Source organism: Halorubrum sp. Atlit-26R, from assembly GCF_003666015.1.
Classification (GTDB): domain Archaea; phylum Halobacteriota; class Halobacteria; order Halobacteriales; family Haloferacaceae; genus Halorubrum.
The window spans coordinates 204,009-223,621 of sequence record NZ_QPLT01000001.1 but is presented as its reverse complement, the minus strand read 5'-3'; the positions used below and the strand labels follow the sequence as shown (position 1 = coordinate 223,621).

The 19,613-nt window shown below is 72.0% G+C and carries 16 protein-coding genes; 12 read left to right on the top strand and 4 right to left on the bottom strand.

What is annotated here, in order from left to right:
- Positions 1-49 precede the first annotated feature (49 nt).
- From DVK07_RS01030 to DVK07_RS01020, 3 genes are all read left to right on the top strand, one after another.
- On the top strand, positions 50-1,894 hold the full coding sequence (locus DVK07_RS01030) for a UvrD-helicase domain-containing protein (protein ID WP_121595310.1): 1,845 nt from the start codon (positions 50-52) through the stop codon (positions 1,892-1,894).
- On the top strand, positions 1,891-3,255 hold the full coding sequence (locus DVK07_RS01025; RefSeq protein WP_121595309.1) for a Xaa-Pro peptidase family protein: 1,365 nt from the start codon (positions 1,891-1,893) through the stop codon (positions 3,253-3,255). The genes DVK07_RS01030 and DVK07_RS01025 overlap by 4 nt, the downstream gene beginning before the upstream one ends.
- 223 nt (positions 3,256-3,478) lie before the next feature.
- The gene (locus tag DVK07_RS01020; RefSeq protein ID WP_233565356.1) at positions 3,479-4,348 is read left to right on the top strand and encodes a BGTF surface domain-containing protein; all 870 of its coding nucleotides are present in this window, start codon (positions 3,479-3,481) and stop codon (positions 4,346-4,348) included.
- Between the two features lie 82 nt (positions 4,349-4,430).
- Here the strand turns inward: DVK07_RS01020 and DVK07_RS01015 are convergent, their stop codons facing one another.
- Positions 4,431-4,730: a hypothetical protein gene (locus DVK07_RS01015; RefSeq protein WP_121595307.1), complete on the bottom strand. Its 300-nt coding sequence runs from the start codon at positions 4,728-4,730 to the stop codon at positions 4,431-4,433.
- Between the two features lie 147 nt (positions 4,731-4,877).
- Between DVK07_RS01015 and DVK07_RS01010 the strand changes: the two genes are divergently transcribed.
- Positions 4,878-5,504: a riboflavin synthase gene (locus tag DVK07_RS01010; protein WP_121595306.1), complete on the top strand. Its 627-nt coding sequence runs from the start codon at positions 4,878-4,880 to the stop codon at positions 5,502-5,504.
- 11 nt (positions 5,505-5,515) lie between these two features.
- Here the strand turns inward: DVK07_RS01010 and DVK07_RS01005 are convergent, their stop codons facing one another.
- The 3 genes from DVK07_RS01005 to DVK07_RS00995 form a co-directional block, all read right to left on the bottom strand.
- Entirely contained in the window at positions 5,516-6,799 is a 1,284-nt protein-coding gene (locus DVK07_RS01005; RefSeq protein WP_121595305.1) for an RNA-guided endonuclease TnpB family protein, read from the bottom strand.
- Between the two features lie 903 nt (positions 6,800-7,702).
- The gene (locus DVK07_RS01000) at positions 7,703-8,410 is read right to left on the bottom strand and encodes a phosphoglycerol geranylgeranyltransferase (RefSeq protein WP_121595304.1); all 708 of its coding nucleotides are present in this window, start codon (positions 8,408-8,410) and stop codon (positions 7,703-7,705) included.
- A 90-nt stretch (positions 8,411-8,500) separates the two neighbouring features.
- Entirely contained in the window at positions 8,501-9,580 is a 1,080-nt protein-coding gene (locus tag DVK07_RS00995; protein WP_121595303.1) for a tubulin/FtsZ family protein, read from the bottom strand.
- Between the two features lie 74 nt (positions 9,581-9,654).
- On the opposite strand from DVK07_RS00995, the gene DVK07_RS00990 reads away from it, so the two are divergent.
- From DVK07_RS00990 to DVK07_RS00955, 8 genes are all read left to right on the top strand, one after another.
- Positions 9,655-10,365, top strand: coding sequence for a hypothetical protein (locus DVK07_RS00990; protein ID WP_121595302.1), 711 nt, complete (start codon positions 9,655-9,657; stop codon positions 10,363-10,365).
- A gap of 7 nt (positions 10,366-10,372) precedes the next feature.
- Positions 10,373-10,834, top strand: coding sequence for a hypothetical protein (locus DVK07_RS00985; protein WP_121595301.1), 462 nt, complete (start codon positions 10,373-10,375; stop codon positions 10,832-10,834).
- A 74-nt stretch (positions 10,835-10,908) separates the two neighbouring features.
- The gene (locus tag DVK07_RS00980) at positions 10,909-12,849 is read left to right on the top strand and encodes an ATPase, T2SS/T4P/T4SS family (protein WP_121595300.1); all 1,941 of its coding nucleotides are present in this window, start codon (positions 10,909-10,911) and stop codon (positions 12,847-12,849) included.
- Positions 12,846-14,678, top strand: coding sequence for a type II secretion system F family protein (locus DVK07_RS00975; protein WP_121595299.1), 1,833 nt, complete (start codon positions 12,846-12,848; stop codon positions 14,676-14,678). Before DVK07_RS00980 ends, DVK07_RS00975 begins: the two co-directional genes overlap by 4 nt.
- Positions 14,679-14,762: 84 nt before the next feature.
- Positions 14,763-15,263: a hypothetical protein gene (locus tag DVK07_RS00970; protein ID WP_121595298.1), complete on the top strand. Its 501-nt coding sequence runs from the start codon at positions 14,763-14,765 to the stop codon at positions 15,261-15,263.
- A gap of 21 nt (positions 15,264-15,284) precedes the next feature.
- Positions 15,285-15,743, top strand: coding sequence for a hypothetical protein (locus DVK07_RS00965; RefSeq protein WP_121595297.1), 459 nt, complete (start codon positions 15,285-15,287; stop codon positions 15,741-15,743).
- Positions 15,734-16,330, top strand: coding sequence for a hypothetical protein (locus tag DVK07_RS00960; RefSeq protein ID WP_121595296.1), 597 nt, complete (start codon positions 15,734-15,736; stop codon positions 16,328-16,330). The genes DVK07_RS00965 and DVK07_RS00960 overlap by 10 nt, the downstream gene beginning before the upstream one ends.
- The gene (locus DVK07_RS00955) at positions 16,324-19,557 is read left to right on the top strand and encodes a hypothetical protein (protein WP_121595295.1); all 3,234 of its coding nucleotides are present in this window, start codon (positions 16,324-16,326) and stop codon (positions 19,555-19,557) included. Before DVK07_RS00960 ends, DVK07_RS00955 begins: the two co-directional genes overlap by 7 nt.
- Positions 19,558-19,613 lie beyond the last annotated feature (56 nt).

Sequence of the window (19,613 nt, the reverse complement as noted above, 5' to 3'; positions counted from 1 at the left end):
CGATCACCGAGCCACGGCGTTTAAGGAGAATGGGAATCTGGGGGTAATAATGACTGATACCACGGTGACGCGGCTGTTCGGGGGGCCCGGCAGCGGGAAGACGACCGCGCTCTTGGACCGCGTCGAGGAGATCCTCGAAAACGAGGACGCCGAGGTTCGCGACGTGCTCGTCGTCTCGTACACGCGCGCGGCCGCGGCGGAGATCCGCGAGCGGCTCGCCGAGCGGCTCGACATCTCGCCGCGCAGCCTTCAGGGGAACGTGAGCACGATGCACGCGAAGGCGTACGAGCTGCTCGACCTCTCTCGGGGCGACGTGGTCGGCGACGACGACAAGGAGGCGTTCTGCGAGGAGTACGGCATCGAGTTCGAGGACCAGCACGGCGGCGCGGGGCGTCGAACCGCCCGGTCGACGACCATCGGGAACAAGATCATCGCCACCTCGCAGTGGCTCCAGCGCACCGAGCGCGACGTGGCCGACTGGTACGACGTCCCCTTCCAGTGGAACGTCGAGGAGGTCCGGCTCCCGCCCGAGGAGGACCCCAACGCCCAGCAGGGGAACAAGTACACCCCGACGTGGCCCTCCGACGACGACCGGATCGACATCCCGGAGACGATTCGCGCGTGGCGGGCGTACAAGGGCGACAACGACCTCGTCGGCTTCGCGGACATGCTCGAACGCGTCGCGCAGCGCTCGCTCGTCCCCAGCGTCGACTACCTGATCATCGACGAGTTCCAGGACATCACGACGCTCCAGTACAACGTCTTCGAGGAGTGGCGGCCGCACATGGAGAAGGTGCTGATCGCCGGCGACGACGACCAGGTCGTCTACGCGTGGCAGGGCGCCGACCCCGACCTCCTCCTCGACACCGACGTCGACGAGGACGTGGTCCTCCCGAACTCCTACCGGCTCCCGTCGGAGATCCTCAACGTCGTCAACGCCGAGATCCGCCACATCGACAAGCGGCAGGAGAAGGACCTCCACCCGCGCAAGGAGGGCGGCACCGTCGAGGCGATCGAGTCGCCGTCGATGATCGAACTCGTCCGGAACGTCCGGTACACCGTCGAAGACGACGAGGGGAGCGTGATGTGTCTGTTCCGGGCGCGCTACCAGATGTTCGACTTCATCGACGAGTTCATCGACCACGGCATCCCGTTCACGATGCTCACCGACGGCCGGATGTGGACCGACCGGGTCCAAGACTACGTCAGCGCCATCGAGAAGGCCGAGGCCGACGAAGCCGTCACCGGCCTGGAGGCGCGCCGTCTCGCCGACATGCTCCAGGAGTCTGCGTTCGGCACCCACGACCGCGAGGAGTTCTACGACTTCCTCGACGACCGCGAGGAGGCGGCCGACGCCGACGACGTCTCCCTGATCGAGATCGCGGCCGACACGCTCGACGAGTATATCCCGTTCATGCCGGACACCGCCAGCGCCGACGACATGGTGCGGAAGGTGACGAGCTTCCAGCGCAAGTCGATGGGCGCGTACTTCGAGGGCGAGCATCAGGGCGCCGACCCGACCCGCGTCCGCGTCGGCACCATCCACTCCGCGAAGGGCCGCGAGGCCGACCACGTGTTCGTCGCCACCGACCTCACGGAGAAGGTGGTCGAGCAGATGGCGGCCTCCATCGACGACCCGACCGACGTCGACGGCGTCGAGGAGTTCACGAAGGCGACGAGCCCCGTGCCGGTCCTCACCGACAACGAGCGCCGCGTCTTCTACGTCGGGATGTCCCGCGCCCGCGAGCGGCTCGTGATAATGGAGAGCCTCATCAGCGGCGCGCCGACGCTCCCGATCAGCGTCCTCCTGTTCAACGAGCTCCGCGACGAGCCCGCCCAAGAGCTCGTCGAGGAGGTCCAGGCGGAGTTGGCGGTGCCCGAACCGGAGCCGTGAGCGGGGACGGCGCGGCGCCGGGAGACGCCGAGGAGAACCTCCGCCCTCTCCGGACCGATCTCCGACCGATCGTCGAGGCGGTCCGCGAGGCCGACGCGGGCGCGTTCGTCGCCGTCGGCGACCGCTTCGACGACGACCTGCGCTACCTGACGCGCTTCTCCGGCCCGGACCGTCCGTACGCGCTGGTCGTCGTGCCGGACGACGAGAACGCCGACCACGCCGGACGCGCCGTCCTCTGTGCCCCCGCGCTGTTCGGCGAGCAGGCGGAGCGGGAGTTCGTCGCGGCCGCCCGCGACGCCGACGCGGAACCGACCGACGACGCTGGCGCGGGACCGACCGACGACGCCGATGTGGAGTTTCACGACGGGGTCGCTCGCGAGGTCCGGACCGAAGGCGTCGGCGACCACGCCGGCGAGCGCGCGGCGGGGGTCGTGGACGACCTCGCCGACGGTGCGAACGCCGCGGCCGAGGGCGACGGTCCGACCGTCCTCGCCCCCGCTTCGATCCCTCACGACGCGGCGGTATACCTGGAACGCGCGGACAACGATCTGACTTCGACGGACGCGGTCGCCGACGCTCGGGCGCGCAAGACGCCGGCGGAGGCCGACCGGCTCCGGCGCGTCCAGCGCGCGGCGGTCGCCGGAATGGCTCGCGCCGAGGCGGTGCTCGCCGAGAGCGGTGTGACCGACACAACCGCCGAGAAGTCGGAGAGAGGCCGCCGACCCCCGCTCCGCTGGGAGGGCGAGCCGCTGACGACGGAGCGGCTCCGCCGCGAGGTGAATCAGGTCCTCGCCGCCCGCGGGGTCCGCGACGCGGGCAACACGGTGATCGGCGCCGGCCCGTCGGCCGCCGACCTCCACTACGTCGGCGACGACCCGATACGGCCGGGGGAGACGGTGCTGCTGGACGTCTCGCCGCGCGGCCCGGACGGGTACTACGGCGACGTGACGCGGACGTTCGTCGTCGACGGCGACGGCGGCTGGGAGCGCCGCGCGTACGTCGCGGTCGAGGCCGCCCGCGAGGCCGCGCTCGCGGAGATCGAGCCCGGCGTCCCGGCCAAGACGGTCCACGGTGAGGCCGCCGCGGAGCTGGCCGCGTACGGCTTCGACCCGAACGCGGACGAGGGCGAGGCCGGCTTCACTCACGGCACCGGCCACGGCGTCGGCGTGAGCCTCCACGAGGGGCCGTCGCTGTCGGGCGCGGGCGAGCTCCGCCCGGGCCACGTCGTGACGGTCGAGCCCGGCGTCTATGACCCCGAAATCGGCGGCGTCAGACTGGAGGACTTAGTCCTCGTCACCGACGACGGCTACGAGATACTGGCGGTGTACCCGTTCGGTATCGTGCCGAGCGAACGCGACTGAGCCGGCGAGCGGTGCGGGAGAATCAGGAGGCGGACCGGCGACCGAAGCGGAGAGGACCTAATTTGACGATGACTACAAGAACCGTTTGAGACACCGACGTTACTTTGATCGAACGGCGAGACCGTTGACGCGCATGCGATTCAGACCCTCCACCTCTGCGAGCCAAGCCGAACGGATCGAACGCGTCGCGAGACGACTACGCCGCGTTGGAACGGGAGCGTTCATGGCTGCTCTCGCCGCCGTCGGAGTCGTCGCTCTTACCGTCGCCGGCGCCGGCACCGTCGCCGCCGACGAACGCGTCGGCCTCAACGAGTCGACCGTCGCGGTGAACGACGGCGGGACCGGCGCGATCGTCGTCGAGTCCGACGGCGTCGAGTCGTTCGAGGTCGTGATCGGCGATGAAGAGGAGTCCGGATACGAACTCCGAGCGACGGTGACGCCGGACGGTGGCGGCGAGACCGCGCTGACGTACGACCACGGAGAAGCGGGGGTCGGCGGTGACCCGCTGACCGCCGACGGCGCCGAAGTTGAAATCGACGGCGAGACCGATCTCGGTGAATCCCCCGCTCCCGGGGCCTACGACGTGAAGCTGTTCGTCGGCGACGAGAGCGAACTGACCGACGTCGGTACGCTGACAATCGACACCAGCGGTGAGAGCGGCGATCACGGTGACGGGAGCGCGGTCGAAGCGGTCAGCGGTGCGGACGTCGAGGACGCGGACCTCCTCGTCGAGCCGCGCGCGACCGTCGTCGCGGTGCCCGTCGAACTCGATGACGGAGCGACCGTCGAGATGCGGCTTCGGTCGGCCGGCAACGCGAGCACGAACTTCATCAAGACCCGAGAGGCGACGGTGACCGACGGGGAGGCGACGGCGACGATCAACGCGAGCGTCGCCGAGGTCGGGGACAGGGCGACACTGACGGTCCGCGGGAACGAGGACCTCGGCGAGTCCGTGACGCAAGACGTGCTGGTAGTCGATGACGTGGATTCGCCCGAGACGGGCGACACCGGAGGCGAGGCTCCCGGATTCGGCTTCGTCGCCGCCGCACTGGGGCTTCTCGGCGCCGCGCTCGTCGCCCGGGTTCGGGGCTGACGACGCGACGACGCCAACGACTACTCGCAGTCAAGCCCGAGCCTCGGCCTTCGGTCGCCGCGGCCGCGGGAACGGCCCGCGGTCAGCGGTCGTCCGAGTCGCTCCCGACCGCGACGGACGGCGAGTCGTCTTCCGTCTCGGGAGCCGCCGCGTCGTCCCCCCGGAGCTGGGACGGGAGGAGTCCGGAGAGCAGCCGCCGGAGGATCTGCGCGGGATCGAGGAAGTACTGCGGGAGGACCACCATCGCGACGGCGACGACCAGCAGGCCGCCGCCGAGCGCTACCTCACCGGCGAGCAGCCGGAAGACGGCGTAGTTCCCGAGCGGGATGGCGAAGATCAGCGAGGCCGCCAGCCCGATCATATCGAGCAGTCCGAGTCGCATTGGTGACCCGTTGGCTGCCGGGGGTCAAAAGGAACGCGGCGCGCCGGCGGCGGTCGCGGTGTGTGCGGCGGGCTCGCACCCGGAACCCGGTCCGCGCCGGGCGCGTCGACCCAGAACCGATAACCGTCGCCCGCCCCCAGTTCCGGTATGTTCACCGGCATCGTCGAGGACACCGGCACGGTCCGCGAACGGACCGAGACGGACGACGGGCTCCGGCTGCGGATCGGCGTCGACGGGTTCGACGACCTCCACCACGGCCAGTCGATAAGCGTGAGCGGGGTCTGCCTGACCGTCGAGGAGTACGGAGAGTCGAACGACGCGGGCGACGACGACAGCGACGGCGGGGAGTGGTTCTCGGTGTTCCTCGCGAGCGAGACGGTCGCGAAGACGTACCTCGGCGACGTGCGCGAGGGCGACGCGGTCAACGTCGAGCGCGCGATGCCCGCGGACGGGCGCTTCGACGGCCACGTCGTTCAGGGCCACGTCGACACCGTCGCCGAGGTGACTGGGATCGAGCGCGTCGGCGAGGACTGGCGGTTCACCTTCGCGATCCCCGAGGGGCACGGCGACTACCTCGTCGATAAAGGATCAGTCACGCTCGACGGGATTTCGCTGACGGTCGCCGAGAAGCGTGACGGGGAGTTCGACGTCGCGATCATCCCGACCACCTACGACCTGACGACGCTCTCGGAGAAGTCGGTCGGGGACCCGGTTCACCTGGAGGTGGACGTGATCGCGAAGTACGTCGAGAACATGCTGGACGGGTACGCGTAAACTACCCCGCCCTACTCGCTCACGGCTTCGCCGTTCGCTTCGTTGAGGGCGGGGCTTTCGCGTGGACTCCCGTTCTGGCCATCGCTGGCAGGCTCGTAATCGCCGTTCACGTTCAACGTCCCGCGATTCAAGCGCACGTTTACGGGTGCGCCTCCACCCGACGACGTTTGCGCCGAGCGGAGATACTTCAGACCGATATTCTTCGCCGCGTTGTAGTCCGCGTGCGGTGAGTATCCACACTTCAGGCACTCGAATACCTCTTGGCCGTCCGAGATCGGGCGGTTGTCCTCATGAGTGAACCCGCACTTGGAACATCGCTGGGAGGTGTAGGCGGGACTCACCTGCTCGACCGAGATGCCGACGACTTCGGCTTTGTACTCGACGTACTCGAACAGGCGCCGAAACGCCCACGCGTGGAACTTCTTGGCGTTCGGCATCCGCTCACGAATTCCCGTCAGGTTCTCGAACGCGATCACGTCGCAGTCGTGTTCGAGGGCTTCTGCGACGAGTTCTTTCGAGACGGTGTGTAAAAAGTGGTCGTAGCGTCCCGTCTCCGTGCGCCCGACCGATTGGATGGTTTCGTGAGCGGCCCGCGTCCCGCGCTGTTGAAGCGACCCGCGTCGCTTCTCGAACTCGCGGCGCCAGTGGTTCAACTCCGACCCGTTCCAGAACGTGCCCGTTGACGTGACGGCGACGTTTTCGATGCCGAGGTCAACGCCGAGGACTGTACTGTGCTCGTCGTTGCCGTCGTCGGCAGTCTCGAACTCTACGTCCGCCTTTGTGCGGACGTGAAGGTAGAACTCGCCGTCTCGGTAGTGAAGTTCTCCGGCTGTCACTTCGTAGTCGTCGTTGAGAAGGTACTCCGAGTAGGGCGTCTCACGGTTACCGTCTGGCACGACGTACTCGGCGGTGATACGGCCTTCGACGGTCGAGAGCGTCGCGTGGTCTTCGTTAAACGTCGCACACCGCTTGTCGTAGACGAGAGTTGAGGCAGTGAAATGCGGCTTCCCTGCGTAGTCACCTTGTTTCCAGCGGGCGACGACGCCTTGGACAGCGTCGGCGGCCTTGTTACGGGCGTTCTGGACGAGATTCGCTTGAAGTCGCGTCTCGGCTCGCACGTCGTCGTAGGTCTCGCGTTGTAGCTCGGCCTTGCTTGTTGTTTTATACTCGCCTTGCCAGGCTTGGTCGACGACGTAGTTGGCGGCCCACAGGAACTCGGAGATAGTTTCATGGAGGAGGTCGGCGTCGCTGTCGGCCATATCGAGCTTGACTGGCACGGTGCGCCGTACCTCCATCCGTACTTCAGACGTATTTTTTACTTTTATATTAGTGACGATTCAGTGAGAAGTCGGCCGACGATCGAACGTGGCTGGTGTAGTGCCTGGTGGGTTTCCTCTCCGACCTACTCGCTCGCTTCGCTCGCTCTCTCCTCACGGGCCGCAGACCCGTTCGGATGGTCAGCGAGACCTACTCCCATACGACTTGAGGTCGGAGGCTCCAACTTGTATTATGCTGAACGCTGTTGCGGTGAGGCGCCGTCTCGCGATTTCTGGTTGCTCGGCTTTGTGACTCCGGAGACGAGACTACGAAATCCGTTTTTAAATTCCGGCTGTTCGCTTATAAATAGTTGACCGCGGATAGGCGACGAACACCTCCAGATTCCAGTCACTCTTTTATAAATTATTGACCGTTGCCGGCGGTGAACACCACCAAAGCCCCAGCCGCTCGCTTTTGAATAGTCAAATCCCGATCGACGGAGAACACCACCAAAGCCCCAGCCGCGAGGCGGGCGCACGCTCGCTGCGCTCCTCACTCGTTCGCTCCGCTCACTCGCTGCGGTGCTTGCGTCGCCTGCGCCCGCCTCGCGGCTGCCCCTTTGAGTCCTCCCCGACCGCACCGCAACCGCAGCCTCACACCTCCCCAGCCTCGCGGTTCGCGCTCTCCGAGCGCTCACCGCGTCCCTCGCGCGTGCTGCTCGGCCGCAAAGCGGCCTCGCAGGCACGCGCCGGCCGCACCGCCTGTCCGCTCAGCCCAACAGATCGACTATCTTCTCCGTACGGAGCGTCCGCGAGCGAAGCGAGCGGTTCACCGACGGCGAGGCGAACGCCGAGCCGTCGGATTTTTTCCCTCCAGGTTTTTCGAGGAGCGGTTCCCGGAGCGAACGAAGTGAGCGAGGGAACCCGACGAGAAAAAGGTGGTTAGGCGTCGTGCGCGTCCTTCGCGCCCTTCACCGTCTCGCGGACGGCGTCGACGCCCTCGTCGTGGAGCAGGTCGCCGACGACGATCACGTCGCTGTGGGCGGCCATCTCGTTGGCCGACTCGTAGTCGTGAATGCCGCCGCCGTAGAAGAGCGTGGCATCGTCGAGTGCGTCGTGGGCGGCCGCGACCTTCTCCGTGTCGCCGAAGGTGCCCGAGTACTCGACGTAGACTATCTCCTGACCGAACATGCGCTCCGCGATCTTCGCGTACGCCGCCACGTCGTCCGCGGCGAGGTCGCAGTCGGCCTCCGTCAGCTGGGCGACCGACGCCTCGGGGTTCATCACGATGTACGCCTCGGTGTGGGTCCGGCTCCAGTCGAGGTCGTCGATGCGGACCCACTCCTTGTGCGCGCCCGTGATCCAGAACGGGCCGCCGGCGTTGAACACGGTCGGGATCAGGTAGCCGTCGAGCGCCGGCGAGTCGATCACGACGCCCGGGTTCGACGGCTCCTGGTACAGCGGCACGTCGTACTCGGCCGCGGCGTCGACGACGCGCGTCATCTTCTCCGCAGTGACGTCGAGGGTCCCGCCGATCTCGATCGCGTCCGTCCCGGTCCGGCAGACGTCCTCGAAGGTCTCCCCCGACCGGAGGTCCTTGTCGGGGTCGACCTTCAGCACGTGGTCCCAGTCGTCCCACGGGTTGGTCATCGGGCGAGACTCCACCGGGCGAGAACAAAAAGGTGCGGAACCTGTCCCGTCGGCCGGGCGCGTCGCCCGGTTCCGGGCGGCGGAGCGCGCTCAGAGCAGGTCGTCGATCTCGTCGTTGTCGAACGCGGCCGCCGGGTCGGGCTTCTCCTCGCGCTCGTCGCGGACCGCCTGCCTGGCGCGCTCCAAGAACGCCTCGACGCGCTGCGAGCGCTCGACTCCCGCGAGGAGGACCAGGGCGGCGATCCGGTCGGAGTCGAGCGGGAAGTCGCCGCCGCGAACCTGCATCGACCCCGTCTCCTCTTGAAGCCACTTCCGGGCCTTCTCCGCGCCCTTCCGGGAGATCCGGTCCGGGTCGCCCGCGACCGCGACGAGGGCGGCGTCGGCGTCGGTCGCGTTCGGCAGCGAGAGGCCGGTCATCACCGCGCTGCGGACCGCGCTCGTCACCGTAGTGACGTTCTCCTCCGGGTCCTCGGCCGCTGGCGCCGAGGCGAACCCGACCGCGGCCATTCCGCCCGCGCGGAGCGTGTTGATCACCTCGCTCGTGTCGACGACGGACTCGCCGACGCCCTCGACCGCCTCGCCGGCGGCTAAGATTAGGCCGATCCGCTTCGCCATCGAGGCGTTGATCGCCTCGTAGCCGCCCTCCATGGACTCCCCCGAGGAGCGCCACGCGTCGTTGTCCAGCAGGATCGTCGCGTCCGCCTCACGGACGAGCGTCTTTAGCGACCGCCCGGCGTTCACCTGGTACATCGTCCCCTCGTCGCGGCCCGGGAGGATTCCGATCGCGTAGACGGGGACGTCGTACACACGGTTCAGCTCGCGGACGAGGACCGGCGCGCCGCCGGAGCCCGTGCCGCCGCCGAGGCCCGCGACGACGAACACCGCCTCGGCCTCCGCGGTGACCTTCGGCGCGAGGGCGTCGAGTACTTCGACGGCGTCCTCGTCCATCACTTCGGCACCCAGTTCGTTGTCGCCGCCGACGCCGTGGCCGTTGACGCGCGACTGCCCGACGAGGACCGTTTCGAGCGGGAGGGGGTCGAGGTCGGCCGCGGCCGTGTTGACGGCGAGCGCGTCGAGGACCGCGCCGTAGCCGGCGTCGGCGTCGAACTCCGCGATGGCTGTCGTCAGCTTGCCGCCCGCCTGTCCGACGCCGAGGAGGACTGCTTTCATGCGGGGACGTACCACTCCCGGCGACAATACCCTTTCCCCGAGATTTAAGAGTGGAGCCGCGGGCAACGGCGCGCATGACCGACAACACGCGGAGTGCGGAGCCGCCGAGCACGGGAGCGGAGGCGACGCGGACGGCGGCGGAAAACGAGGCGATGACCGGAACGAACGAGGCGATGACCGGAACGAACGAGGCGACGACCGGCACGAGCGAAGCGGACGACCGGATCGAGGCCCGCCTCAGCGCCGTCGAGCGCGCGGTGACCGGGAGCGACGCGCGTCCGGCGGACGCCGCCGCGGGGGCGGAGGCGACCGCCGAGCGCGAGCGGCTCGAATCGCGGCTCGACGACCTCGAGGAGCGCGTCGCGGAACTTGAGGCGGCGACGCAGGCGGTCCGCGGCTACGCGGGGGCAGTCAGGGCCGTCAACCGCGAGGTCGAGCGACGGGCCGACCTGGCGCTGGCGCGGGCGACGGAGGCCGGACGGGAGAGCGGCCGAGACGGCGGCGGCAACGGGGCCGGCCGGGGCGCTAGCGACGGGGGCGGTCGAGCCGCCAGCGGCGGGGCCGGGCGAGACGGCGGGAGCGGCGCGCCCGATCGAGGCGCGAGGGACCGGGATGGCCCCGACGGTGCGGTTCCGTCGGAGAGCGCCCTCGACGCCGCCCTGCCGGACGACCGGCCGACGTCCGGACCGCGTACCGGCGACAGCGAGCGCAACGAGGACGGAGGAGACGGCGACGACGGCGCGTGGGCGACGGACGCGCTGGACCGGCTCCGAGAGTCGCTGTGAGCGGCCCGTGATCCGCGTGGTTCTCACCGTGCTCGTGGCGGTCGCGCTGCTGGCGGCGTCGATGCCCGCGGTCGAGACGGCTCGAACCGCGACGACGGCGGAGCGGATCGGCGCGGAGGCGGACCGGTTAGAGCGGGCGATCGGCGTCGTCGTCGCCGGGTCGACGCCCGTGAGCGACCCCGCGATGGCGGCACAGACGACCGTCCTCCTCCGCGTTCCGACGGGGTTCGCCGCGGCCGAGGTTGACCGCGTCGCGCTCGTCGAGTCACCGGACCGATCGGACGGCGTCGCGCTCTCGTATCGGATCGACGACCGGCCGGAGCGCACGCTCCGCGTCGGCACGGGACCGGCGGAGACCGCCGTCGAACTCGTCGGCGGACCGATCGAGCTCCGCCGGGGAGCCAACCGGGTCCGGGTCCGGTACGTCGACGACGGGGGACCGACGGTTCGGATCGGTCGGATCGGGTGAAGCGGATCGGCCGCGGGTAGCGGAGACGAGTCGGGAGGCGATCGTTTATATATCGAACCGCGGCCACGCCCGTCATGAACCTCGACCTCACCGAACGGCTCGCCGGCGGCGACGGCGGGGCGCCCCTCCGACAGCTCCCGTGGGTCGACGACGGTTCCAGCGCGTGTCGGTGCGACCCGACGTTCCGCGAGCCCGTGGGGACGGGCGTCGAGGACCGGGTCGTCCTCGACGTCGACGCCGACGGCTGCCCGGGACGCGGTGACCTCGCCGCGAGCCCGGACTGCCTCGCGACCGTTATCGCGGCGCTCACCGACCGGGACGCGGACGTGATCAGGACTCGACACCGCGGGCGCGAGCGCTCCTACGCCGACCGCGCCGCCGATATTCTCATCGCCGCGGGACGGTTCCGCGAGCGGATCGAGTTCCACGAGGAGCGGCTCGCCGACCGGGTCGTCCGAGACCCGCTGGGCGCGGCGGCGGAGGCGGCCGGACGGGCGGGTCCCGCGAAGCGGATCGCGACCGAGACGGGGCTACTGTCGGCCGCCGAGGAGCTCGCGGGAGACGCGGACGGAGCGGAGAGCGACCTCGACCTGAACGAGCGCCTGCGGGCGCACGTCGGGCCGACGGCCGCGACCGCGCGCGTCGCGGCCGCGCCGCCGCCGGGCGCGACGCTGGTCGACCGCTGGACGGTCTCGACCGGGGCGACCGTCCGGCTCTACGAGGGCGACGGCTCCCTCAGGACGTACCACCTCACGCCGCCGAGCGCCGACTTAGACGCCGAGACCGTGGCGACGCTGGCCGCCGCGCGCGACCGGCTGCTCGACGATCCCCGCGGCGGCGACAGGGCGCCGGGGCGAGCGGTGCGGGCCGTGGCCGACGACGACGACCCGGTCGCGGACCTGACCGAAGTCCTGCGGCGACACACCCACGGCTACGGCGCGTTCGAACACGTCTTCGCCGACGATCGGGTGAGCGACGCGACGGTGACTGCGCCGGTCGCCGAGAACCCGCTTCGCGTGGTCCTCGACGGAGAACGGTGCCGGACGAACGTGCGTCTCCCGCCGGAGGGGGCCGCAACCCTCGCGTCGCGGCTCCGGCGAGAGAGCGGGCGGGCGTTCTCGCGGGCGACGCCGACGCTCGACGCGACGATCGGCTCCGAGACCGGGCGAGTCAGGGTCGCCGCCGCTACGGCGCCGGCGAGCGACGGCCTCTCGTTCACCTTCCGGCGCGGCGACCCGGAGACGTGGACGCTCGCACGGTTAGTGTCCGTCGACACCCTCACGACCGCGGCGGCAGGGCTGTTGTCGGTCGCCGTCGAGCGCGGCGTGACCGGGCTCGTCGCGGGGGGTCGAGCGGCCGGCAAGACGACCGCGCTCGGAGCGCTGCTGTGGGAACTGCCCCCCGAAACCCGGACGATCGTCATCGAGGACACGCCGGAACTCCCGGTGGACGCGCTCGCCGACGCCGGGCGAGACGCCCAGCGGCTCCGGGTGGGGGACGGCGCCGAGCTCGCGCCCGCGGACGCCGTGCGGACCGCGCTCCGCATGGGCGGCGGCGCGATAAGCGTCGGCGAGGTGCGCGGCGAGGAGGCGCGGGCGCTGTACGAGGCGATGCGCGTCGGGGCCGCCGGCGAGACGGTCCTCGGGACGATCCACGGCGAGGACCCGGCGGCCGTCGAGGAGCGCGTCGTCACCGACCTCGGGGTCGCCCGCTCGTCGTTCGCCGCGACCGACCTGATCGCGGTCCTCGACGACCACCGCGTCGAGTCGATCGTCGAGGTCGGCGACCACGGCGACGGGGTGAGCTTCGATCCGCTCTTCGAGCGGACCGAGCAGGGACTCGTCGCGACGGGGCGTATCGACCGCGGCGAGAGCCGACTGATCGAGGACCTCGCGGGATCGAGCGAATCCTACGCGGCGGTTCGAGAGGCCGTCGACCGGCGGAGCGACCGAGTCCGCGACGCGGTTCGAACGGGACGGATCGCGCCGGCGCGGTACGCCGGAGGCGACCGATGACGGGGCACCGGTCGACAGCGTCCGACGAATCCGGCCTTCGCTCGAACGGGGACGACGAATCGGACGTTTCGGAGGAGCTGCGCCGGGCAGTCGCGTTCCTCGGATGGGACGCCTCCGCCGAGCGCGTCGTGGCCGTGGGGTATCGGGTCGGCGCCGTCGCGGGCGCGATCGTCACTGTCGTCGCGGCGCTCCTCGCCGGCGCGGTCGCCGCCGCGCCGGCCGGTCTGGCCGCCTTCGTCGGCGGGGCTCACGCCGTCCACCGGGCGCCGGTCTGGCTCGCGTCGCTCCGGCGGACGCGCGCGCTCGGCGCGGCGCCGGGGCTCGTCGGGCGGCTCGTGTTGCGGATGCGGCTCGACCCCTCGACCGAGCGGGCGGTGCGGTTCGCCGGGCGGACGGGAGACGGACCGCTGGCGGCGGCGCTCTCCCGTCACGAGCGGGGGAGCGCCGACGGACCGACGAGCGGCCTCCAAGCGTTCGCCCGCGAGTGGCGCTCGTGGTTCCCGGCGATCGACCGCGCCGCGGCGCTCGTCCGGACGGCGGCGACCGCGCCGCCGGAACGCCGCGGGCGGTGTCTGGACCGTGCGCTCGACGCGACGCTCTCGGGGACGACCGACCGGCTCGCGTCGTTCGTCGGCGCGGTCCGCGGGCCGGTCTCCGCGCTGTACGCGTTCGGCGTGCTGCTCCCGCTGGCGCTGATCGCGCTGCTTCCCGCGGGCGCCGCCGCCGGCGTCGCCATCGGTCCCGGGCTCGTCGCCGGCCTGTACCTCGTCGCGCTCCCCGTCGGACTGGTGGCCGCCTCGGCGTGGCTGCTCTTCCGGCGACCGGTCGCGTTCCCGCCGCCGGAGATCGGCGGTGACCACCCGGACGTGCCGGATCGGCGCGGCCACGCCCTCCTCGTCGGGTGCGCCCTCGGGGCGGCGGCGGCCGTCGTCGCCGCGCAGGCCGTCGCGCCGTGGGCGTGGCCGGTCGCGGGGGTCGGCGTCGGCGTCGGGAGCGCGCTGTTCGTCGTTGCGAGACCCCGTCGGGCCGTGTTGTCGGACGTGCGCGACGTCGAGCGGGGGCTCCCGGACGCGATGACGGTGATCGGCGGCGACGTGGCGGAGGGCGTCGCGGTCGAGACCGCGGTCGCGAACGCCGGCGAGCGGCTGGACGGCGCGACCGGCGAGCTGTTCGAGCGCGCCGGGCGGCGGAGCGACACGCTGCGGGTCGGCGTCCGCGAGGCGTTCTTAGGACAGGGCGGACCGGCGGCCGCCGTCCCGTCGCCCCGGCTCCGGGGCGCGATCGCGCTGCTCGCCGTCGCCGCGCGCGAGGGCCGGCCGGCCGGAGACGTTCTGCTGGAACTCGCCGACCAGCTGGAGGAGCTGCGCGAGCTCGAACGCGACGCGCGCCGTCAGCTGGCGACCGTCACGGGGACGCTCTCGAACACCGCGGCGGTGTTCGCGCCGCTCGTCGGCGGGGCGACCGTCGCGCTCGCGACGGGGATCGACGCGGTCGACGTGGGCGGTCTCGGCGCCGGGGCGGCCGCGGGGGCCGACGCGCTCGGCGGGGGGCTGAGCGCCGGAGGCGGAGCGACCGCCGGCGCCGGCGGTGCGGCGGGCGGGAGCGGCGCGGCAGAGGCGAGCGGCGGCGCGGGGACCCTGTCGGTGCCGGTCCTCGGACGTATCGTCGGGACCTATGTGCTGCTGCTCGCCGCGCTCCTTACCGGACTTGCGACCGGCTTGGAGCGGGGGTTCGACCGGACGCTGGTGGCGTATCGGATCGGCATCGCGCTGCCGACGGCCACCGCGACGTTCCTCGTCGCGTTCGCCGGCGCCGGCCTCCTGTTTTGAAGTCGGCCGGCGGGGGAACGAGATCGCGTTCGGACCCGACGTCCGCGCCGATCATTTATATACCAAGCCGCGGCCAGCCGCGCCATGTTCGAGACGCACCTCGACGCCACGTACGCGTGGCTCGGTCTGGCCGTCGTGAGCGTCGCGGCCGTCGGCGTGGCCGCCTCGTTTCCGGCCTCGCCGCCGCCGGACGCCGACGGTGTAGCGCGCACGATCGACTCGGTCGCGGACGGGGAGTACCCGGCGACAGCAGAACACGGGATCGCCGCGGAGCGGCTCCGGCTCGCGGAGGGGTCCGTCTCGCTCGGCGACGATCGGGGGACGGCGCGGGCACCGCTCGACGCCCCGCGGATCACGCCGGTGATCCGGCCGGCGGCGGGGGTGAGCCCGGAGGCGACGACGGACGCACGGCTTCGGCGCGTCCTCGCCGGCGCTCCCCCGGACGCCGCGTTCGACGATCCGGCGGCGCTCGCGGCGGCGGCCGAGCGCGCGCGATCGGCGGACGCGGCGTGGACGCCCGCGCCGGAGCGGGTCACGGTTCGACGGGTCCACTACGGCGACGTCCGCGTCACGCTCGTGGGGTGATCTCGGGTGTTACATGCTCTCGTGAGGTCGGACAGATCGGAGACGCCGGATGCGCCGGAGCGATCTGGCGCGACGTTCTCGACCGCCGACCGCGCCGCCGTCGAACCGACCGCCGCGCTCGTTGCGGTTGTGGTCGTCGGCCTCGCGCTGGGGCTGTACGCCGGCGCGTTCGCGGACGCGGCGCCCGACGACGGTCGGTCGGCCGCGAGGGCGGCGCTCGACCGCGTCGAGGAGACGGTCACCGTCGGCGGCGTCGTCGATCCGAGCCGGATGCGGCGAGTCGAAGCGCCGGGGACCGAGACCGCGATCGAACTGGAGGCGGGCGGCGAGCGGTGGCTGGCCGCGTCGGGCCCGGACGCTCCCGGACCGCCGGAGGCCAGGTCTCCGGACGCGGTCGCGGTCGCCGAGCGGCGGGTGACGGTCCGGGTAGCGCCCGGCCGCAACGTCCGCGGGACGCTCCGGGCGGTGGTGTGGCGGTGACCAGCACCGTCCTCGACGTGACCGTGCTGCTGCTGTGCGTCTCCGCGAGCGTCGTCGCGCTCGGCGCGAGCGACGCCGGCGGCCCCGACGGCCCGACAGCGACCGACGCCGCGGACCGGCTCGTCTCCGAGACCGCGACCGTGACGTATCCCGACGACGACGCGCCGAACGGGACGCGACGGATCCACGCGACGCGCGCGGAGCTGCTCGCGCTGATCGCCGACGGGGCAGCCGAGGGAGACGCGAAGGGCGCGTTCGATCGCCGGGCGATCGGTGCGGTCCGAACCGGTGTCGGCCCGCGGACGCGCGTCGACGTTGCCGTCGACGAGCCGACGCGGACGGACGAGCGGATCGCCGGCGTCCCGGAGCGGTACCGGACGCGAGGGGAGTCATCGGCGACCGCCTCGGACGGGACGGCGGCGGATGAGGACCGATGGATAGTCGCCGTCGGACCGGAGCCACCGCGGGACGCCACCGTCGGCGTCGCAGTCGTCAGACAGCCGCTTCCGTCGGACGGGGACGGCGAATCGGCGTCCGATCCCGACGGTCCGGATCCCGTGGTTCGGATCGTCGTCCGGAGGTGGTGACCGTGGGGAGCCGGGACGATCGACGGTCGACGCTCGGTCGGCGGCCGCGGACGTTCGCCGTCGACGAGCGGGCGCGAGTGCCCTTCGCGCTGGTCGGCGTGCTGCTGCTCGTGACGAGTTCGGCGTACGCCGCCGGGCTCGCCCAGCAGGGACTGGTCGGCGAGGACCGCCGCGTCGAACGCGCGGTGGAGCGGGTCGACGCCGACGCCACCGCCGCGCTCAGGAGCGCCGCCCGCGAGGCCGCCCACGACGCGGCGGCGGAGCCGGTGACGCGCGCACCGAAGGGAGCGGGACCGGATGCCGAGGCGGTCCGCGAGGAGTCCGCGTTCGAGGACGCGTTCCGGATTCGGCTCGCGCTCGCCGGGGCCGAGGCGTTGCGCGCGGTCGAGAGCGACCGCGGTACCGTGACGGCGAACGTCTCGCTCCCGTCCGTCGACTCGGCGGAGGATCTCGTCGCCGCACGGGAGCGGGTCCGCGTCGAACCGGCCGCCAACGGGACCGCGACCCGAGTCACGTTCGAGGGCGTCGCGACGACCGCGACGCGGAACGGTCGGACGGTCGTGAACCGGACGCGACCGCGGACGGTCACGGTCCCCGTGCCGACGCTTGCCGCCCACGAGCGGACCGAGCGGTTCGAGCGCCGACTCAACCGCGGACCCGTCGAGGGGCCCGGACTCGGGCGACAGGTCACCGCCAGCCTCTACGCGATAGCGTGGGCACGGGGGTACGGCCAGTACGCCGGCGCCCCCGTCGAGAACGTCGTCGCGAACCGCCACGTCGAGCTGTCGACGAACGCCGGGATCGTCCGCGTCCAGCGGGACGTGTTCGGGACCAGCGACCCCGACGCGCGCGGCGGCGTCGCGCGAGCGACCGCCCGGACCGGCGTGACCGACCTGTTGTCTCCGACCGGCGTCCGCGAGGCCGCCTGGACGGACGCCGTCCTCGGAGCGCCGACCCCGACGGGGACGGGGGACGGCGAGGGGGGAACCTCAGCTTCGACCGGCGACGAGACGGCGAGCGAGGACGCCGCCTTCGATCCGGGCGCGGACGCGACGAGCGAGACCGCGTCGGTCGAGGTCGGGCACGCGGCCGACCGCGCGGCGACCCGCGTCCACGACGACCTCGAATCGATCGTGCGGGCGAGCCACCGCGTCGAGGCGACCGCGGAGACGGAGACGACCCGGGTGGCCGACGGCGGCCCCGTGACGCCGGACCGCCCCCGATCGCTGCTCGACGAGCCCTGGCGGCGGGTCGACACGTCGCGGACGGAGCGCGTCCGCGTGGTCGACGGGAGTGACCTCCGAACGGGGACCGACGGTGAGACGGTGTCGGCCGGCGAGTCCGTGTCGTTCGGCGGCGCAACCCGGGAGGTCCTCGTCGAGCGCGCCGCGACCGCGACGTGGGAGCGACGGGTCGTCGAGCGGGGACCGAACGGAACGGTACAGGACGTGCGCGTCGACCGCGCCGTGACGCGCGACGAGGCGACGGACCGGTACCGCGTCCGCGTGTCGGTGACCGGGACGTACGCGCCGCGCGACGACGCGCCCGACAGGCCGACGGCGACGTTCGGCGACGGTCGCGGCGTCGACGGCCCGGACCTCGCGGACACCCCGGCGGCCGCGAGGTCGGACCTGAACGTCGAGACGGACGGTGACGTGGATCGACTGGCGCGCGACGCCGTCGAAGGGGGCGACGAGACGCGGTCGACGGTCGTGTACGGCGACCGGTCGGACGCGGACGTAGACCGGATCGCGAGGGACGTCTCGTCGCTGTCGGAGCGCGTCCGCGAGATTGAGACCGAGGCGTCGATGGCGGACACCGCGGCCGGGAAGTCGACCCCGTACCGGGACCTCGCCGCGACCGTGCGCGACCGCCGGGACGCGCTCCGCGACGCCCCGTCGAGATACGACGGCGCGGTCGACCGAGGACGCGTCGCCGCCCGCGTCGCGTACCTCGACGCCGTGATCGCGGAGCTCGAATCGGCGTCCGAAGACAGGGAGGCGGCGACGGAGGGCGTGCTCGACCGCGTGAACGACGCGTTCGGGGGACCGCCCGTCGGCGAGGTGATCGCCAGCCGCGAGGCCGCCCGCGACCCGGGGACTTACAGCGTCGGCGACGAGGGGCCGGGCGGCGCCGTCACGTTCGCCCCGGAGGGGTCGCCGGGATACCTCCCGCGGACGGCGGTCGACGGCGAGCGCGTCGAGGGCGTCGACGGCACGACGACGCGACCGCTCGCGACCCGGAACGTGAACTACGTCACGCTCCCGTACAGCGACGTCTCGGGCGGCATCGCCGACCGGATCCTCGGCACCGACGACACGGTCCGCCTCGGCGTCGCCGGGCGGTCGCTCCTCGCGGCCGACGAGGCGCTCGCGGCGGCCGACGACGACGACTTGCGCGCCGACCGACGCGCGCTCGCCGGCCGGATCGACGCCTCGCTTGACCGCGTCAACGACGCGCTGGCGAACCGGCTCGCGGAGCGGACCGACCTCTCGCGCGAAGAGCGGAACGCGGTGTTGGAGAACACTGCGGCCGAGTACGACTCGCTCGGCGAGAGGGCCGTCGCAGTCGGCGACGGCGAGTACGCGAACCGCGTCGCGAGCGAGGCGGCCCGGATCGGGGCCCTTTCGTCGGCCGGGCGGCTCGGGCTCGCGGCGCACCTCCGGGTCGCGACGCGCGAGGAGGCGGGGCGGAACGCGGTCCGTGTTCCGGCCCGATTCGTCGACGAGACGACGGCCGCGTCCCGCGCGGTTCGCCGGAAGAAGGTCGAGTCGAAGATCGAATCCCGCGCTCAGAAGGCTGTCGCGTCGGTGCCGGACGAGCGTGTTCCGAAGCCCGTTCGGACCGTGGGGGCGGGACTTCCGGTCGCGCCCGTCCCCGGCTACTGGGTGGCGACGGTCAACGCGTGGAACGTGGAGGTGCGCGGGGAGTACCCGCGGTTCGTCCTCCGCGCGAACGTCGGGACGCCAGACCGCCCGTTCGAGTACGTCCGGGAACCCGGCGCGGTCAGCGTCGACGTGGACGGCGAGTCGGTCGCGCTCGGGAGGACCGAGCCGGTCGCGTTCGAGACGCGGACGGTCGTCGCCGTCGCCGTCCCCGCCGGGCCGCCGGGCGTCGGCGACGTCGGCGGAACGCGCGACGAGACCTCCGGCGGCTGGCCGTGCCCGGGGGCGCTGACCGCGTCGCCGGCGGAAAGCGACGACTGCGAGGCCGCGCAGGGGGACTGACGGGCGCCGTTGAGGCCGCCGACCGCAGGCGTTTTGAGACGCGGCGACCGAGTGGC